Origin of the sequence: Streptomyces similanensis (genome assembly GCF_039543625.1) — a bacterium.
GTDB lineage: Bacteria > Actinomycetota > Actinomycetes > Streptomycetales > Streptomycetaceae > Streptomyces > Streptomyces similanensis.
This window is the reverse complement of record NZ_BAABKC010000122.1, coordinates 1-16703: the sequence shown is the minus strand read 5'-3', so window position 1 is coordinate 16703 and position 16703 is coordinate 1. Positions and strand designations below refer to the sequence as shown.

Below are 16703 nucleotides of genomic sequence, written 5' to 3'. Positions count from 1 at the left end.
TTCGTTCTACGGCGAGTGTTCGCCGACGTGCCACAAACACACCTGTGGCAGCGTGTAATCACGGTCTTGTTCGCCGCGTGCTGTCCGTCCGCCGTCTGCTATCCCCGTTGCCCGCTGCTCAGCAGACGTCGAACCTCTATTGCCGGGTATGGAGTGCCGGTCTCATGGCGCATCTCCTGCGAGATCGGCCCAGATGCGTTTGCCCCATAGCAGGCGGTCGGTCCCCCACGCCTGCGCCAGCACATCCACCAGCGCCAGACCCCGCCCTCCGAGATCATCGACGCCCGCATCCCTCGGCGCCGGCAACGCCCGACTCCTGTCCGTGAGAGTCACCCGAATCACGCCGCCGGGCATGCGGCGCAGCGTGAGGCGAAAGGTTTTGTGGTGGGTGTGGCGGATGGTGTTAGAGGCGAGTTCGGCGACGACGAGTTCGGCGGTGTCCGCTGTCTGTGGAAGATTCCAGTCGGTGAGGGTCTGGCGGACCAGGTGGCGGCAGATGGGCACGGATGCGGCCTCCCGGCGCAGCCGGACGGTCAGCGCCGACGGGTTGTCGGCACCCGTAAGGGTCTGCCAGTGGACCATATTGCGTAGTTTCGGCAGGGTCTCATTCACCGCGGCACCCCCTTTCGGTGTTCTGTGTTTTGCGCTGGTGGACGCCGACGAGGGTGCGGCAGCACAGGGCCAGGTCCTCGGCCTGCACAGCGGCCTCCCGGTCGGTGATCGGTGCCTTCGCGGTGAGCGCGGTGTGGGTGCGGACGAGGAGCCACTCGGTCGCCTGCCGGTCGGCGCAGTCCTCCTCCCCCGCGATCACCTCCCCCACTACGCGGACCAGATCCTCCACATGCCCGCGCAACTGCGCGACAGCCGGCTCCAGCCGGCCGCGTGGCGGAACACGATGCGGCATCCCGCTCGTCAGGTCGAGGACCCGCTCATGCAGCCGGCCCGCCGCATCGAGATCGACCCCAGCCTCCTCGCGCAGCCGACAGGCCGCATCCAGATCGACCCCGACCTCCTCGCGCGGCCGGTACTCCGGATTGGGAGACGTGCCCGCCAGACAGAAACGGCCCCACGCCACCAGCTGAGACACCGCATGAGCACGCCCCAACCGGCCCACAACGACCGGAGGAACAACCCAGCACGACACCCCCCGCCCCCGGCCCGGACGCTGCACCAGGTCCGGGCGCGGAACACCGAGCTGACGCCCCTCGCCCCAGTACTCCGCCCCCGGCGCCGCCCAGTCCCGCACACCACCCGGCTCACACAACACGAACAGCCACCGCCCACATCCACTACGGAAGACCGGCGCCCCATACAACGCCCCGTTCACAAAGCCCTCCAGCGCAGCAGAACCCACGGCCCCCGCAGCAGCCACCACCACGTCCAACGGCACCCGCACCGCATCGAAAACCACCCCGCACCGCAACAGCATCACGTCCTTCTCCGCCCAAGCCCCGCTCGCTGTCTCAGCGTCACGAACCGCAGCCGACAACAACCACCCCGAGATCTCCTCGACAGGAGCATCCGGCGTCCAGCCCGTCATGACCCCACCCCCACCAACGCGTCAACGCAGGTGCGGGACAGGCATGGAGTTCGGCCGACGTGGGCCGGCTCGGCCTCGTCGACGGCCTGCAGAGGCCAGCGCGTGCCAGTAGCCCTGCGGTCCCGTTGCATCACCACCGGCTGTGCGTCCACCAGGTTCTGGGGCGTCTGGGTGCCGGTCAACGCCCGCCCTTGCAGGACATGCTTGGCCGTCACGTGGGGGTCCGGCAGCGGAATGGCAGGGGCGGTCGTGCGGGGTGGGAGCGGCACCGGCTCTGTCACCGGACTCGTGGAGGTTTCCGCCAAGCACGGGGCGTCGGTGTTCTGGCCGCATGCCGTCGCATCGGGCTCAGAGGCCTGGAGCGGGTGGGGGGAGTGGCGGTTCGCTGTCATTTGCGCGGCTGTTCTGGACATCATCACGCCTTTGGGGTAGGTCGGAGTGGCCCCCCTCAGCGCGTTCGGGAGGGCCCGGTCACCAGCCGTCCCGCTGACGGGGGCAGCTGCGACCAGACAACTGCGTGCGTATCCTGCGCGGATAGGACGATGACGAGGCAACCAGTCGTCGCCCCCTAGGTGGATTTGACTCACCATTTACCTGACGCATTGGATCGGTGACGCTACGGTGCGTGCATGAGCGCCCCGCGCAATACAGTCTTCGAGGCGTGGATGAAGGAGCACGGCCACAGTGCCAACAGCCTGGCGGAAGCGGTCAATACCGCCATCGAGCAGCTGACCGGCCGAGCCGGAGGCCATGACGGCTCATCCGTTCGCGCCTGGAAGTCCGGCCGCGTCCGCTGGCCGAACGCGCTGACCCGCAGAGCTCTTGAGAACGTCACAGGCTTGCCCGCTGACGAATTAGGGTTCGTGCCACGGGCCCGGGGTCAGCGCATCCCCGCCCCTCAGCAGGAGGACCCCGATATGAGACGCCGTACTCTCATCGGCGGCATCACCGCCGCCGTCGCAGCAGCCCCCGGCACCGCACCCCGCCGCATCGGCATCAGCGACGTGGAGCGGCTCCAGCAGCGATTCACAGAGATCATCGCCAGCGACCACCGCCACGGCGGACAGCTCGACACCGAGCAGCGCGCCGCCGCCCTGGCCGACGAGGCACTGAACCTACAGAACGCCGGCGCGGCCACCCAGCGCGTGCGCAGCCATCTGTACGCCGCCGCCGCGGCGTTCCGGTCCTCCGCGATGTGGGCGGCCATCGACGGCCGCCGTTACGAGGACGCCCAACGACACATGCGTGAAGCCCAGTCGCTCGCCGAGATGTCCGGCGACCAGGCGATCAAGTTCCGGATCTGGTCCCATGCGGGCACCATGTACCGCCACATGGGCCGTCCCGCTGACGCCCTGGCCGCCAACGCGGTAGCCCGCAATCTGCACCTCACCCGACGCGACCCCATGTTCGCCTCCCTCGGACTCGCCCGACAGGCCGCCATCTGCGGCGCGGCACAGGACCGCACCGGCCTGCAACGCTCCCTCGACCAGGCACAGGACGCCATGCAGCGCGCCAGCCCCACCGCCCCCCGGCCTGTGTGGCTGCTCGCCTTCTACGACCACGCCGAACTGCACTCGCTTGCCCTTTGCGCGTACCTGTCCCTCGGCAACCACCCGGCCGCCGAATCCCACGCGCACCGCTGCCTGGCCGCCCTACGCCCCCACATGGCCCGGTCCCGGGCCATCACCACCACCCGCCTCGCGCACGCCCAACTCGCCCAGGGCGAAGCAGAGGCCGCAGTCTATGCGGCCATGAAGGTCCCGGCGGCCGCCGCTACCCAGCACGCCCGGGTATCGCGCATGCTGATGGAGTTCGGAGCCGCGCTGCGGGCCACAGCGCCCCGCAGCCCCGTCCTGACGACCTGGACCGAGCACACGGCCACCTGGAGGGCCAGCACATGACCACGGCACCCGCCATCGAACTGCGCACGTTCACCACACTCGAAGACGTGCGCGGCGACCTGCTCGACGTGTACGCCGAGGTGCGCGCACCCCTGCTGCACCTGCCGAACTACCAAGTGACCGCATTCGGCGAGCGCCTGGACCGCCACGGGCGCGAGCCGGGATTCGCCGCCGTCCTGGCATACGCGGACGGCCAGCCCGTCGGCTACGCCTACGCCAACGCCATCGAACACGGCGACCGGTACTGGCAACGCACCACCCCGCCACCGCCGGCCCACTATACCCAGCGTCCAGCCCTGGCCATCAAAGAAATCGGCGTACGCCTGGCCTGGCGCGGCACCGGCACCGCCCGGCGCATCCACGACACCCTCCTGGCCAGCCGGGACGAGCCATACACGACGCTCATGGTCAACCCAGCAGCCGGCCAAGGCAAGGTACACGCGCTCTACCAATCCTGGGGCTACCACGACCTCGGACACAGCCAACCCTCCCCCGCCTCCCCACTCCTCACCGTCATGGCCCGCACCACCCACTGACCCACACAACCGGCAATCCACACTCCGCCCCCGGCCAACAGGAACTGGACGCAGCGGGTCCAGTTCACGACCCGGAACTCACCAGCACGGGCGCTACTGACTCCGGCTCGTTAAGGTGACGCGAGTTCATCGAGCGCCAGACCGGTGCCGGCTATGAAGCCGTCGAGGGTTTCGGGCCGGTATTGGAGGCGTTTTAGCTGGTTGCGGGCGAGCGTCTCGAGCCGGTCGACGGCGACCACGGCGAGGTTGGCCAGGCTGCGCTTGACGTGTCCCCACGCCCACTCGACGGGGTTGAGGTCGGGCAAGTAGACGACCAGCAGGAACACCGTCAGCCATTCGCGTTCGGCGATCAGTTTGCGCATGCGGTGGCACACGTAGGTGTTGAGGCGGTGCCAGACCAGCACGATCGGCGCCTTGACGAACTGGTGGACGCCGTCGACGGGCCGAGGACGTCAGCCAGGTCCACGCCCCCGAAGTCGCCCGTCCCGGAGACGACGAACGCCTCCACGGCCCGCCGCGGCCAGATGGCCCTGCAAGGCACGCACCACGCCGTGCCCAAGGGCGACGCTGCAACTGTGCCGCACATCCTCCAGGACACAGGCCCAGTCCCGCCCGAACACCGGCCCCCACACGGCGGCATGGCACCCGCGGACCTGCGCGGCCGCAGCCGGAGCAGGCACCGCCGACCACAAGACGGGTACGTAGTCGGACGGAGCACTCATGACGGACTTTTTCCTGGCAGGTCCTGCCCGTCACCGTACGCGGCAGGCACGACGGCGGACAGACGGCGGCCGGCCGGGTCAGGAGACGAAACCGACGAGACCACCCCCGCAGGCTCGGGGAGCACGTGCCAGCAGGGACCGGGGCGCGCTCGGTGACGGGACCATCCCCGCAGACGCGGGGAGCACGCCTTCTGCTCCTCCGGCGACAGTTTGCTGGCTGCGGCTGCACAATTCGGTTAACCCGGCGTCCGTTGCGGGCACAGTGGGCCTGTACTCCCCGGTCGCCTACCTCCAGACTCCGGTCACCGCGACGCCGAAGAGCATCTGCGTCACCATCCTGAACTTCTTCAAGGCACCGTCCCGGAGCCTGACCCTGCCCCAGCTGGTCCGGTAGGTCGCCGAATCGCTCAGGGACCACGGCGGCAAGGTGCTCATCATCGACGACATCAACCGCCTGCGGATGCACCGCGCCGGCGATCAGGACGTCCTGGACTTCATGCGGGCCTTCATGGGCCTGGACGTCACCTTGATCCTCACCGGGGTGAACATCCCCGGCACCGGCCTCCTCCAGTGGTGTACCCCCGTTCCAACAGGAGCGGGACGAGGGCGACGACGGCATACATCGCGAAGCCGGACAGGGTGAAGGCGGCGGCGAGCAGGAGGAACGGCCGGCTGCGCCCGACATCCTCAGCTCCTTCGGCCTTGTGTGCCGTGCTGTTTGGGGCGTCGGGCCAGGGCGTGCGTAGGGCCGAGGCGTGGGCTGGGATGGTGACGGCGGCTGGACGGCGGCAAGCACGAGGTAGGTGTGGTGCCAGGACAGGTGGTCGGCGAGGGCCGCGGTCAAGGGTGCGAAGACGGTGGAGGCGAGGCCGCCGACGAGGGTGACGATCGTCAGGGCGCGCACGTGATCGGAAGCCCACCAGCGGGTGAGGGCGGCGAACGCGGGCTGGTAGGACGTGGACGCCATCGCAAGTGGGGCAAGTATCCAACCAGCGGTGAACACCGCGGGGTTGGGGACTGCGGACACGATCACCAGGCTGACCACGCCGAGCTCGGAGCCGACGGTCATGACTGCGCGGGGGCAGCGCTGGTCGAGGATGCGGCCGACACGGATCCCGGCGAGTACGGAGACGACCAGAGCGAGGGAGAACGCCGCGGTGGTCGCCCCGGCCGGCCAACCGGTGGCGGCGGTGATCTGGGGGTTGCGGACGGCGAAGGCGGGTCCTGGCGAAGGTGCGCGCAGGGCGGGTCCCGGCCCGGGGTGTGCTGCACGCGCCGGGCTGGGAGGAAGCGCCCGAGGGCGCGCCGCTGCTCGATGTGGAGCGCGCGTTGAACGTCGCGGACAACTTGGTGACGCAGCTGTGCACGCTGTGCGGCTGCGCGCAGGAGCTGACTCCGCTGCTACAGGGTTTCGATCAGATCGGCGGCCTGGACAGCATGTGAGCGCGGGGTCCGGCGTGAGCTTGCCCCCCAGGGGGTCGGTCCTGGGGGGTGGCGGCTTCAGCGGGTGGCTGCCTCGTCGACTGGGCGGTGCCTTCGCCGCTGGGACGGGTGGGCGCCTTGATGTCGGGCGGGGCGGGGCTGGGGGCGGGGCGGCAGGTCGCTGGGGCCGTCGGGCCGTTCAGCGGCTGCGGTCAGCAGGTTGCGGATCTGGCGGGCGAAGTCGGGGCCGGGCAGGGGCATCTCGAAGCCGGGCGCGCGCAGGTAGCCGACGGCCACCGCGATGGGCATATAGGTCATCAGCTCTGCGGCCACGGCTGACCGTGGCCGGGGAACGTGGCTGGCCAGACGCCGCAGGAGGCGCAGCAGCGTTGTGGTGGAGGCGCCGTCGCCGTCGTGGAGGACGGCGGGCATCAGGTCGTTGTCCCACAGGACGGTGGTGTGCTTGCGGCGGGAGGTGCGGGCGGTGGGCTTGTCCTGCACCGTGTTGGTCTGGCTGTGCCACCAGCGGGCGGCGTAGGTTTCGCCGAGGGCGAGGTGGTGGAGGTAGAGGCAGTAGGCGGCGGCGGGCTGGCCGGCGCCGGCGGCGTACTGCCACCAGAACCGGGCGCCGTCGGCGGTGTCGGTGAGCTGTAGCACGCAGGCCAGGACCAGTGCGCTGCGGGGTTCGGGGACCTGGTCGGTGACGAAGGCGGCGATCGCGGTGGCCGGGGTGTGCCGGACCACGGTCTCGCACAGTGCCCGTAGGTCCGCGGCCGCGGCTGTGTCCGGTGTCTCGACTCCGGTGGTCACTGGCCGGATTTTGGAGCCGGCGCCCTGTGGCGGGACGGTGTCGCGGGGCACGGTGCGTTCGGAGGTGAGCAGGGCCCTGGAGAGGATGTCTGCGAGTGTGGTCACGGGGTGGGTCCTTCGGTCGCGGAGGGCTCGATGGTGTCGTCCAGGAAGCGGTGGGCGTGGCGTTCGCAGGACCGTACGGTGGCCAGTGGAACACCGAGGAGGTCTGAGACCTTCTTGGGAGGGAAGCCGCACATGTAGCGCAGCACCATCACGTCGAGCTGGGCGTCGGGCAGTCTGCTGATCGCCGCGAACAGCTCCAGGCTCTCGGCCAGCTGTTCGGCCTGGTCCTCCACGGTGCTCGCCTCGTGCAGGGCGACGGTGTCGAAGGCGGCCTCGCCCAGCAAGGGCCGCTCGTCACGGTGGTCGGCCCTGGCCTTGACCGTGGCGCGCAGCAGGTCCCAGGCGAAGCGGCGGATGTCGGGGCTGGCCAGGGCCTCGTCGAAGTTGAGCCAGAGGATGGCGAAGGCGTCGTCCACCGCCCAGTCGCGGGCGTCGCCGGTGAGGAAGACGCCGGCGTAGGCGAGGTAGCCCTCTTCGGCCATCAGGCGCAGGGCTCCGTGCTCGATGGGCGGGCCGGAGGGGGCGGTGGTCACGGCGGTGGCGCCCTCGGTGGACCGGTCGATCCAGTCGCGGCTCTTGCCCGCGTCCAGGGCGGCTTGTTTCCACAGCCGGTACAGCGGCCAGCTGGGGATGTCGAGGACGGCAGCCAAGCGGTGGATGACCTCCCAGCGCGGGTAGTGCCCTAGGCCGCGCAGTAACTCGGACAGTTTGGACTTGGCCAGCAGCACGTGGAAGCTGAGTTCGTTCAGGGTCCGGCCGCTGGAGAGGTAGCGCTCGCGGGTCGGCTCCAGCCAGGCGCGGTGCGCGCTGCCGACCGTGCCGGAGATGGGGCCCAGCTTGCGGCCCGGGCGGGCCGGGGCCGGCTCGGAGGCCGGCCCCGGTGCGGGGAGCATGGTCACGGTGCGCCGTCCTCCTTGTCGGGCACCGGCGCCACACGGTGCCCGGAGGCCGGCGTGGTGCGCGAGTGGGACCCGCGCATGACCTGGTTGACGGTCAGTCCCAGGATCGGGGCCAGCACGGCGATGAGGGCGGCCTGGCCCATCGCCGCCATCGCCAGGCTCCAGGCGAACACCGCCAACACCACCAGCGCCAGCACCATTGCTGCCGCTATGTGCTTCCTGCTCATGATCTTCCTAATTTCGGAGTCGGACTGGCGTGGCCATCCGGAAGAGACCACGCCGAAGAGGTCCTCCAACGGACGGGTGCCGAGCCGCCGTTGGAGGATCATCAGCATGGACCGGCACACCAAGATCACGCGACGTGATCGAAGAATCACGGAACATTAGGAGTCGCGGACGGTCAGACGGGACCCGGGAGATGACCGAACGGGTGCACGTACAGCACACAGTGGGCGCCCAGCGGGTGAAGTTCCCGGTTCTCCTTGCAATTGCATCCCGCACGCCGTCATATGGAGACAAGACACTTCGGTGTCGGACCTTCCATCCGGAAGAACGGCGTGCCCCCGTGCCGAGAAAAAGGGGGGAACGCGCCGCGCGCCCCGCCCGGCCTGTCATAGAGGCCGGGCGGGGAACAGCACCCCCTACAAGGGGGAGACGACCGTAGCGCAGACCACCGACAACGCCCCCGAGGCCGCGTACCCGCACAGCACCGCTCGCTCAGACGCGGCCAGCGACCGAGACCGCGGCGTCCCGGCCAAGACGCGGACGTCCATGATCTGTCTCGCCGGTGGCGGCATCCCCGTACAAGTCGGCGTCGCCCTCGCCGCGATCCTTCCCCACCCAGGAGACCTCCCGCACCCCGCCGACCATCCGCCGTCACGGCCGGGGTCGACGGCAGCATGGTCACCCGGCCGCTCCCGATCGGCCTGGCCGTCGCCATGGTCGGGTCTATGGTCAGGGCGTGTCACCGAAGCAGTAGAAGCGCCGCACCACACCCGGACCGCCCGACGGGCGCGGGTCGTCGGGGCGGGGGTCGTACAGCGCCCGGCCGCCGGGGCAGCTCGGCCATCAGGGCGACGCCGTCATTCACCACTTCCGGCCGCCGGCCCGTGGTGTCGAGCCGCAGTCCGCCCAGCGGACCGCCGACCAAGGCTGCGCACGTCTGGTGCGGCAGCGGGGCGGGGTGATAGCAGCGTCCTGGAGTCGGCGGCGCTGCTAACGCAGTTCCTGCTTCGTGGCGGCCTTGGACATCGGTGTCCGGGGCCGCTCCAGATCGGCTGCGCTTTGGGATCATCGGCCTCGGGCTCCTGGTCCTCGTCGAGCGCAGCGGCCATCTGCCCGCGGGCAGCACGAGCGAGGAGGCGGCTATCGGGTCCAGTGAGCCTTGTCCAACCTCAGTTTGTGCATGTCAGGTGCACAGTGACATCGGCCTGGACGAGGCTGGTGATACGGCTGGTAGAGCATCGCAGTTTGCGCATAAGCCGCCAGATTCTAAGGGTGGCCATGGCCTGTTCGCCGAGTACACGGATCTTCGCTTGTGAGCAGTTGACAGCCCGCTGACCAGGGGAGAGAGTCTCCCAGCGTCCCCAGTGGGGAACTCGCACGGTGCCGGCGGCGCCCCGGTAGCCCTTGTCGGCCCAGCAATCCACCCCGCCCCCCGCCAGGGCACCGATGATGCCATGGGTTCGCGCGACCTTGATGTCGTGGACAGATCCCGGCAGCGCGAGCGGGGCCCACAGCAACCGTCCCGCCGGGTCGGCGATCACTTGGACGTTCATGCCGTGCTTCTTACAGCATGGCTCCAGGCCGATATGGCCGAGCAGCTCCGGCTGAAGCCAGGGCGACTGTCCTTGAGGTCGGCTCTGGCGGGTACAACGCCGGGCTGCTCGCCCACGTCGTGGAGCCAGCCGGCCGGGTGGTCACGATGGACGTCGACCCGTACGTGGTGCACCGCACACGACGCCTGTGCGTGGAGGCCGGCAGCGGCCGGATCACCGCCATGCTCGGCGACGGCGGTCTTGGCGCGCCGGGACACCTCCCCGCCCGCGGCTTCGACGAGGTGGTGATCAAACACAACGCGTCGGACATCGCCCCGGCCTGGCACGAGCAACTCCGTGACGGAGCGGAGCTGGTGGTGCCGCTGGAGATGGGTGGCTACACCCGCTCTCTCACCCTGGTCCGGCGCGGCGGTGCTCGGCGCCCTCCGGCCGCTGCTCGCCGAGGATCCCGCCCACGACTGGCCGCCACAGGGCCCCGGCGCGGGCGTCCCCAGCGCGTTCCGCAGCAACGCGTAGCCGTTCCAGGTGCACTCCTACGACCGCGCCGAACCGCGGAATCCGCTCTGCGGCAGGTACGCGTCGAAGGCGAGGTGCGCAGGCCTCCGGCGCAAGGGGCCGCCGTCCGACGCAGTCAGCCCGACTTCCCGGCGCGTGACTTCGGGGTCAGACCTAATCCGCAACGCCGGCGGGACACGGGCGCGGTGATCATGGGAATCACGGTGTCATCCCTCCTCTCGCCGTCGTGGCCCCCAGTCCTCGTCGTAGGGGCCGACAGACGTCCATCCGGCCCGATCCGCTGCACGGTATGCCAACGGGTGCTGCGCGGACGCCCAATGACGGCACGCAGGGCGGCTGGAAGCCTGGATCTGCGTCGCCCGGTGGAGGAACGCGATCACAGCAGGAGGTCCTCATGAAGATGCGTGTGTTTCTGGCGGCCGCGGGGCTCACCGCCTCGCTGGTGACCGCCGGGGCGGCCGCCACTCCGGCGGCGGCCGCCCCGAGCGACTGTCCCTCGCAGTACCTGTGCGCCTACCCGCAGGAGAACTACCAGGGAGGAGCGGGCCCCGTGAAGGACAACAACGCGGACCTGCGGCAGTACCCGAAGTACCGCTACGTCCAGTCGATCTTCAACAACGGAGTCAGCTGCACGGCCTACCTGTGGTCCAAGCCCAATTATCAGGGCGTCAAGCACACCCTGAGTCGAGGTCAGGGCTACCCGAACCTCGCCAACATCCCCGAGTACCGCACCACGGGCATCCAGAGCAACCACTGGTGCACCGCCAGCTGACCCGGCATGGCCCGTGCCCTCGTCGGTACCCCGAGGGCACGGGCCCTCCACGCAGGGGATGAGGAGAGAACCGGATGAAACGGCCATCACGGCGCACGGTCGCGGCACTGACAGCGGTGTTCACGGCCACGGTGACCTTGATCGGACTGCTGGCCCTCACCGGCTCCTGGCGCTCGACCGGTGAGGGCGCACAGGGGGACGACGGCGCACTGCCCGAGCCCTTCGCCTCCCTCCAGTTCTCCGATGCACAGCAGCGCTCGCTCCACCACGCCGAGGACGTGCTGACCAGGCGCTGCATGCGGGCTCGCGGGATGGACTTCGCCGTCGTCGCCAAAGGGGAGGCGTCAACGGCGCTGCCGAACCCGTACGGTCTGCTCGACGGTGGGGAGGCGGCACAACACGGCTACGGACTCCACGGGTCGAAGGCCCCGGCGGATGACCGGCTGTCCGACCGGGAGCGCTCCGCTCTTCTCGGCACCCCCACGCATCAGAGGACCGTCGCCCTGGAGGACGGCGGTCAGATCGCCGTCCGCACCGACGGGTGTTTCTACACGGCTCAGACCGAACTCTACGGCGCGAAGTGGACACCGCTGCTGTACGGCGAGGAGACGCTGTACGCCGAGGTCGTCGAAAGGGTACGGCGCGACCCCCGGGTCGCCGCAGCGCAACGGAAGTGGGCCGAGTGCATGGGCCGGGCGGGTTATGCGGTCACCACGTTGGGGAACGTACGCCCCGATGCGGACCGTCGCATGGAGCGGACACGCGGCGATCGGACCGCCGGTCAGGCGGCCTTCGAAGCGCTGCTGACCCAGGCGAGGAAGGACGCCGACTGCCAGAAGCAGGCTCGGATCGAGCCGGCGGTACGAGCCGCACAGAACGACGCGGAGCAGTTGGTGGCCCGAGGACACGAACAGCGCCTGGGCGAACTCGCGACCCTGCGGGCCGCAGCACTGGCCAGGGCGGCCCGCACACCGTGATGACCACGAGCAGAGCGTTCCTCCGCATCACGTCGCGAGGAGTCGATCCCGCACGGCGGTTCGCGGGTGTCCCGTAGCGGTGTGCGTGCCTCCCTGACTCGTCGGCAGTGGCCTCACCACGCGTCCGCCAATCCCGCTGCGCCCGTAGCCGTCCCGCGGTGCAGACGGCGGACTCGGGAACGCCCCGTCAGGATTCGAGCGGTGTCATCGGCTCCACCTCCAGACTTCTGCGGTATTCGCCCGGCGGGACCCCGTATCGGGACCTGAACGCCCTGCTGAAAGCGGAGGCGTCACGGAAGCCCGCCCTGGCTCCGATCGCCGCGATGGTCCAGTCGGCCAGTCGGGGGTTGGCGAGGTCGCCTCGGCACTGCTCCAGGCGTTGCTCACGCAGGAACTCTCCGACGGTCCAACCGTCCTCGCGGAACAGGTAGTGCAGGGTGCGGAGCGAGACGTGGTGGGCCGCGGCCACCATGGCGGGGGTGAGTTCCGGATCGTTCAGCCGACGGCGGACGAAGGACTTGACCTGCAGCAGTCGCGCCGTCTTGCGCGCCGCGCAGGTCTGCGCGCCGTCGGCTTCGCAGAGACTCCCCAGGAAGGCCGTGGTCAGTTCGAGCACCATGGAGGACAGGCGTGGCAGGTGTGCGTCACCCAGTGCCGGCCCTTGCTCGATCAGCCCGCTGAGCAACTGCCGCAGCAGGGCGCCGAAGCCCGTCTCGGACGGCAGAACGGTCGCCACCAGCCGGCGAAGCGCCTGCTCCGGAACGGGTACGGAGCGTCGGGGCAGGTGCAGGACGACGGACCGAGCCAGTTCGTCAGTCGTCACCGAAGCCCAGAACGGTTGGGAACTGTCATACAGGGCCAACTCGCCCGGTCGTGGACTGACTCGGTTGCGTCCTTGTTCCCTGTGCATGCCGCCCTCGACGATGAGGGCCAGTATCCAGATCTCAGGATCAGAATGTCGGATGAGGCGATGCGTACGAATGGACCGCATCGCGGGGAAGGCCAGGCTCGAAACACCGATTCCCTCCCCCAATGACAGCATTGTGACCGAGGCGGGGAAAAAGGAGACGTCGTCGGCAACGATGTCATGCGGAGCCATGTCCCGGGCCACGGTTTCACGGAACGCATCGAAGCGGTCCTCTTCGGGCACATCCAGGTCAAGAATCGTGAACACTACGCATCTCACCCAGTCGACTGTCGCCCCGAGAGACGACAAGGCAAAATCTCCACCACCGCATGATCTCTTACGGTGACGACACGAAGAAGCCCCTTATGCGCCAAAAGGGAATAGCGGTTCACGCCCTGAGGAGGTTGACCCAACGCGACAGCGGGGATGTGCGCCGGATGGCCCGACCCTGTCGTCGCGCCTGCTCGGAACCCGCCTCCGCCACTGCCGGTCGGCCCCTCGCCTTCGCCCTCACCGCACAGCCGGCGCCCCACGACCGCAAGAACGTCACCCTTCACCAGCAGACCCGTGGCCGACGCCAACGCCGACGTGCGGTGGCGGGCACCGGAACTCGTGGCGGCGTTCCTCGACCACCCGGCTCCGTTCTTCGACCCCCTGACCACCGTCCGGGTGCCTCGTGGTCCCGCGGACGGGTCGTACTGCTCGGGAACGCGGCGGCGGCGACAGCCCTGCCGGGCGACCGCTCCACCATGGCGATGGCGGGCGCGTACGCCTCGCAGAAGAGCTCGCCGCCCACCCCGGTGACCACACCCGCGCCTACGCCGCCTACGCGTCGCGGCTCCGCCGCGAGGCAGGTCCACGGCAGCGACGCATCGGACTGCCCTCCAGGCTCATGGCGCCCCGCACCCGGCCGGGGCTCGCGGTGCGCAATACGATGGGCCGCGCGGTCGGTCGCACGAACCGGATCGCCTCTCGCGAGGCCGCGAACCGGTCACCGAGCCCGCACCGACCGGTCACCGGTCGGTGCGCAGTTCCCCGGTAGCTCCCCACCGGGTCGGCGCCGCCATGTCCGACGTGCCCGGCTCGGCGTGGTAGGTCATCGCCGATGCAGCAGGTCGACTGCTGCCGGCATCACCCACCGTTCCCGGCGCTCGCCACGACACCGGTGCTGCCGGCGACTACGCCCCCGCGACGCGGAGGCGAAGTGCTGGGCGGACACGGCGTATCAAGGCGCCGGCGGCACCACCCGGGCGCCCTTCCGCGGCCTGCGTCTCAAGCTGCGGCCACGTCGACACAACAGCACCCACGCCAGCATCCGCTGCCCCGGCGAGCAAGCCACGGCCGCGCTGAAGAGCTGGTGCCTCCCGCGGAAACTCCGCTGTAGCACCAACCGGGTCACCGCCACCGTGAAGACCATCCCCGCCCTTCGTCACGCCTCAACCTGAAGTTGGAAAGGCTCAGTACCCCGGCCGGCTCGCGGTGCTCGCGCTCGGCCTCGATCACCCGCTTCACGGTCTCGGTGCAGGTGCCCCCAGCTCCTCGCCCTCCAGGTCCTCACGGGCCATGGTGTCCATCAGCGCGAGAGCGCCGTCGCTCTCCTGCTCAGAGACTTCCACCGCCCGCGGCTCCAGCTCCGCCGGGTCCCGGCGCTCCGCCGGGCTAGCGCATCACTGGAGCATCAGGGCGCCAACACGAGGCGTGCCTGGGGACAGGCGTGGTCAGTAGTGCTTCTTCCGGTAGACGCCGTCGGCGTCTGCTCCTGGGGCCCAGTCGCCGAAGCTCGTGTTGCCCAGTTCCATGTTGACGACGAGGGAGCCGGCTGCTGCGAGGGTGATCCTGAACGGGCTGTCGTCCTCATCGGGCAGGTTGTTCACTGCCAGCAGCGGCCGCTCCGTGGAGGCCAGGGTCTGTTCGTCGGCGATGAGGAGGAGAGTGCTGTGGGGCCAGCCCTCCTCGTCGCGGCCGATGCGCTGCTGGAGCCGGTCGGCCGTGAAGCCCGCGTAGAGCGGGTTGTCGATGACGGTGATCGACTCGTAGTGCTCCGAGCTGCCTGCGAGGGCTTCGAGCAGGCGTGCCCATTGGTCTGGCTGTGTGAAGGACGTCCGGATCAGGAGGGGGCCTGCAGCCTCCTCGATCATGGGAGCCGCAAGATCGTCCTCGGCGCCTGTGCGGTCGCCGGGGATGATCTGGATGAGGAAGCGGGGCCTCTTTCCGTCCGTCGAGCGGTCGCTGGCATGGACGCGGATCAGATAGGGGCCGGTGCCGGCGGTAGCGAGGTTCTCCTTGCGTACCGGCTCATATCCGCTGTCGCACAGGGCGAGGAAGCCGGTCGTGGAGACCATGGTGGCTTCTTCGACCTCCTCCCAGCCGCTTTCCGTTCCCGGATCGGCTCCGGCGTAGAGGGTGACGACGGGGTTCTCCAGAGCGCTGCCGGCGTCGATGTGCAGCCAGTCCTTCCCGGCCGCCAGGAGTCCGCGCCCGTGTGGCTGTGTGCCGGCGTCGGGGTCCATGATGGCCAGGTCGCCCCACTCCTTCATCTTCAGCGGCCGGGTGCGGCCTGTGAGCAGGGGCCAGTTGGAGCGCGGCATGGAGAACCCCATCGTCAGTGCGGTGCCTGCTGGTTACGTGGTGCCCGGGGCCAGTGCGGCAGGCGCGGTGTCGGTCTTACTTGATGTGGACGTAGTAGGCGTCGCCGTTGAGGACGCGCTGGCTCTTGTAGAAGCCGCCGAGGCGGGCGCCGGCGCTGCGGTTGTCACCGGCGGAGATGATGCGGGTGCTGCCCCGGCTCGGGTTGCCGCCTTCCTTACTGGCGGCGAAGGGGTATTCGTCGCAGTCGTACTTCTTGGGGTCGGGGTTGTGCACCTTGGCGCACATCGCCTTGCGGTGAGCCGCGATGGTTTTCGCGTCGGTGATGCGGTGCAGGGGCGTGGAGGCGCCCGGGTGGCCGGCGATCTTGCGCTGGGCGTCGTAGATGTGCTTCGCGGACTGCTTCACCTGTGCGTCTCTGCGGGAGAGGGTAAAGGTGGGTGGGAAGGAGGGGAAGACGCAGCCGGGGTTCTTGGTGCGCTTGGTGGGGCCCCAGAACGTGTCGTCGCAGCGGTACTTCGCCGAGTTGTAGGTGAAGGCGCCGGGCGTGTAGCCGGGCTTGGTGAAGGTGAACCGGTAGGAGGCCGGGCTCGTGAGCTGCTTCTTCTTCGCGACGCTTGCTGCGTAGCCGACGGTTCCCTTGTGGGCGGGGCCGAGAGTTGAGCCCTGGGGGAACTTCACGGCGGTCTTGACGCCCTTGCCGCCCCCGACCGAGACGCTCATGCGCACGCCTGAGGCGTTGACGAGGATGGCTTTGCCGACGGTGAAGCTCTCGCCCCACTTGAGCTTGCTGGTCTGCAAGGTCATGGAGTGTTTGATGTCGAAGGTCGCGTAGCCGACCGGCTTGCCGTTCTGCAGGATGTTGAGCCGGGCGCCGATGTCCATGCACATACTCGTGCGGGTGATCGTGATGGTGTTGATGCGGCAGCTCGCGGCCGCCGCGGTGGAGACGAAGGCAGTCTTCACCGGCTTGGTCTGGGTGACGGTGATGCTGTACTGCGCGGGCGCGGCCTGCGCGGTCGTGGCGCTGATGCCGGTCAGGATGAGCGTTGCGAGAGCTGTTCCGATGGCTGCTTTCCGTGGCGCGCAGGTCCGCATGAGCATGTCCCCTCGTTGGTGGAAGGACGACAGCGGGTCAGGGCTGCCGCCCGTGCGGCGGACACACTAGGGACTGTTCGGGGTTCGGATCTTGTCGAGGCTCCATGGCGGGCCGGTCCGGGCTGGTAGAACTC

General features: G+C 69.4%; 15 protein-coding genes and 4 pseudogenes. 8 read left to right on the top strand and 11 right to left on the bottom strand.

The genetic code is table 11. The annotated features are described in order from the left end of the window. Positions 1–162 precede the first annotated feature (162 nt). Together ABEB07_RS33610 and ABEB07_RS33605 are read right to left on the bottom strand one after the other, a co-directional pair. Positions 163–612 carry an ATP-binding protein gene (locus ABEB07_RS33610; RefSeq protein WP_345671810.1) on the bottom strand — a complete coding sequence of 150 codons (450 nt, stop codon included), beginning with the start codon at positions 610–612 and terminating at the stop codon, positions 163–165. Then, entirely contained in the window at positions 605–1540 is a 936-nt protein-coding gene (locus ABEB07_RS33605) for a DUF6415 family natural product biosynthesis protein (protein WP_345671809.1), read from the bottom strand. Before ABEB07_RS33605 ends, ABEB07_RS33610 begins: the two co-directional genes overlap by 8 nt. Positions 1541–2169: 629 nt before the next feature. Here ABEB07_RS33605 and ABEB07_RS33600 point away from each other — a divergent pair. After that, positions 2170–3441: an XRE family transcriptional regulator gene (locus tag ABEB07_RS33600; RefSeq protein ID WP_345671808.1), complete on the top strand. Its 1272-nt coding sequence runs from the start codon at positions 2170–2172 to the stop codon at positions 3439–3441. Then, positions 3438–3977 (top strand): GNAT family N-acetyltransferase, encoded by a 540-nt coding sequence (locus ABEB07_RS33595; protein ID WP_345671807.1) that lies wholly within the window; start codon positions 3438–3440, stop codon positions 3975–3977. The genes ABEB07_RS33600 and ABEB07_RS33595 overlap by 4 nt, the downstream gene beginning before the upstream one ends. Positions 3978–4087: 110 nt before the next feature. On the opposite strand, the pseudogene ABEB07_RS33590 reads toward ABEB07_RS33595, so the two are convergent. Next, a pseudogene (locus tag ABEB07_RS33590) lies at positions 4088–4417 on the bottom strand (IS630 family transposase); the annotation flags it as partial. Positions 4418–4961: 544 nt separating this feature from the next. On the opposite strand from ABEB07_RS33590, the gene ABEB07_RS33585 reads away from it, so the two are divergent. Next, positions 4962–5093 carry a hypothetical protein gene (locus ABEB07_RS33585; protein WP_345671804.1) on the top strand — a complete coding sequence of 44 codons (132 nt, stop codon included), beginning with the start codon at positions 4962–4964 and terminating at the stop codon, positions 5091–5093. 175 nt (positions 5094–5268) lie between these two features. On the opposite strand, the pseudogene ABEB07_RS33580 reads toward ABEB07_RS33585, so the two are convergent. Further along, a pseudogene (locus tag ABEB07_RS33580) lies at positions 5269–5942 on the bottom strand (MFS transporter); the annotation flags it as partial. 20 nt (positions 5943–5962) lie between these two features. On the opposite strand from ABEB07_RS33580, the gene ABEB07_RS33575 reads away from it, so the two are divergent. After that, positions 5963–6142: a hypothetical protein gene (locus tag ABEB07_RS33575; RefSeq protein WP_345671803.1), complete on the top strand. Its 180-nt coding sequence runs from the start codon at positions 5963–5965 to the stop codon at positions 6140–6142. A gap of 57 nt (positions 6143–6199) precedes the next feature. On the opposite strand, the gene ABEB07_RS33570 is transcribed toward ABEB07_RS33575, so the two are convergent. The 4 genes and pseudogenes from ABEB07_RS33570 to ABEB07_RS33550 form a co-directional block, all read right to left on the bottom strand. Next, complete coding sequence (locus tag ABEB07_RS33570) at positions 6200–7036, bottom strand: hypothetical protein (protein ID WP_345671801.1); 837 nt, start codon at positions 7034–7036, stop codon at positions 6200–6202. After that, positions 7033–7929 carry a sigma-70 family RNA polymerase sigma factor gene (locus tag ABEB07_RS33565; protein WP_345671835.1) on the bottom strand — a complete coding sequence of 299 codons (897 nt, stop codon included), beginning with the start codon at positions 7927–7929 and terminating at the stop codon, positions 7033–7035. The genes ABEB07_RS33570 and ABEB07_RS33565 overlap by 4 nt, the downstream gene beginning before the upstream one ends. A gap of 2 nt (positions 7930–7931) precedes the next feature. Then, on the bottom strand, positions 7932–8162 hold the full coding sequence (locus ABEB07_RS33560; RefSeq protein ID WP_345671800.1) for a hypothetical protein: 231 nt from the start codon (positions 8160–8162) through the stop codon (positions 7932–7934). 1167 nt (positions 8163–9329) lie between these two features. After that, positions 9330–9725 (bottom strand): annotated as a pseudogene (locus ABEB07_RS33550) (transposase family protein); the annotation flags it as partial. 5 nt (positions 9726–9730) lie between these two features. On the opposite strand from ABEB07_RS33550, the pseudogene ABEB07_RS33545 reads away from it, so the two are divergent. The 4 genes and pseudogenes from ABEB07_RS33545 to ABEB07_RS33530 all read left to right on the top strand — a co-directional run. After that, positions 9731–10060 (top strand): annotated as a pseudogene (locus ABEB07_RS33545) (hypothetical protein); the annotation flags it as partial. 25 nt (positions 10061–10085) lie between these two features. Next, positions 10086–10229 carry a hypothetical protein gene (locus tag ABEB07_RS33540; RefSeq protein WP_345671838.1) on the top strand — a complete coding sequence of 48 codons (144 nt, stop codon included), beginning with the start codon at positions 10086–10088 and terminating at the stop codon, positions 10227–10229. 394 nt (positions 10230–10623) lie between these two features. Then, positions 10624–11001: a peptidase inhibitor family I36 protein gene (locus tag ABEB07_RS33535; protein ID WP_345671798.1), complete on the top strand. Its 378-nt coding sequence runs from the start codon at positions 10624–10626 to the stop codon at positions 10999–11001. 74 nt (positions 11002–11075) lie between these two features. Next, positions 11076–11978 (top strand): hypothetical protein, encoded by a 903-nt coding sequence (locus ABEB07_RS33530; RefSeq protein WP_345671797.1) that lies wholly within the window; start codon positions 11076–11078, stop codon positions 11976–11978. Positions 11979–12165: 187 nt separating this feature from the next. Here the strand turns inward: ABEB07_RS33530 and ABEB07_RS33525 are convergent, their stop codons facing one another. The 3 genes from ABEB07_RS33525 to ABEB07_RS33515 form a co-directional block, all read right to left on the bottom strand. Further along, entirely contained in the window at positions 12166–13152 is a 987-nt protein-coding gene (locus tag ABEB07_RS33525; RefSeq protein ID WP_345671796.1) for a helix-turn-helix domain-containing protein, read from the bottom strand. Between the two features lie 1451 nt (positions 13153–14603). Next, positions 14604–15473, bottom strand: a complete 870-nt coding sequence (locus ABEB07_RS33520; protein ID WP_345671793.1) for a DUF6924 domain-containing protein — start codon at positions 15471–15473, stop codon at positions 14604–14606. Positions 15474–15549: 76 nt separating this feature from the next. Next, positions 15550–16575, bottom strand: a complete 1026-nt coding sequence (locus ABEB07_RS33515) for a NucA/NucB deoxyribonuclease domain-containing protein (RefSeq protein ID WP_345671792.1) — start codon at positions 16573–16575, stop codon at positions 15550–15552. Positions 16576–16703: the final 128 nt, after the last annotated feature.